Here is a 737-nt window from a genome sequence, read left to right as displayed (position 1 = left end):
CCACCCCCACACCCAACGACACCATCCCACCACGACCCGACAACCCCGCCCCGATCGCCCGACTCCGCAACACCACCACCCGCGCCGCATCCTCCAACGACAACCCACCCGCCACACACGCCGCCGCAATCTCACCCTGCGAATGACCCACCACCGCCGCAGGCACCACCCCAAACGACCGCCACACCCGCGCCAACGACACCATCACCGCAAACGACACCGGCTGCACCACATCCACCCGATCCAACAACACCCCACCCCCCACACCCCGCACCACATCCACCAACGACCACCCCGTCAACGCATCCAACACCCCCGCACACTCCCCCAAAGCCTCAGCGAACACCCCACACGACTCCAACAACTCAGCCCCCATACCCACCCACTGCGCCCCCTGACCAGGAAAAACAAACACCACCCGGCCCCGAACATCCGCCCTACCCGCCCCACCGCCCTCCGCAACCGCCGCCAGCCCCGCCAACCCCTCAACCCGATCCCCCGCCACCACCACCGCACGGTCCGACAACGCAGCCCGACCAGCAGCCAACCCCGCACCCAACTCCCCCACACTCAAATGCGGATGGGCCTGCACATACTCCAGCAACCGCCGTGCCTGCCCCCGCAACCCCGCACCACCACGCCCCGACACCACCAACGGCACCACACCACCCGGAGCCTCCACCACCGGCGCCGCCTCACTGGCCACCTCCGGAGCCTGCTCCAAAATCACATGCGCA

1 protein-coding gene is annotated in these 737 nt (G+C 68.4%); it reads right to left on the bottom strand.

The features are described 5' to 3' along the window. Positions 1-737 (bottom strand): acyltransferase domain-containing protein (locus KN815_RS36660; protein WP_216346165.1); only part of this gene is annotated, 737 nt, incomplete at both ends.

The organism is Streptomyces niphimycinicus (assembly GCF_018883605.1).
Classification (GTDB): Bacteria; Actinomycetota; Actinomycetes; order Streptomycetales; family Streptomycetaceae; genus Streptomyces; species Streptomyces niphimycinicus.
Note: the sequence above shows the minus strand (reverse complement) of the source record. Positions and strands in the feature narration are given on the sequence as shown.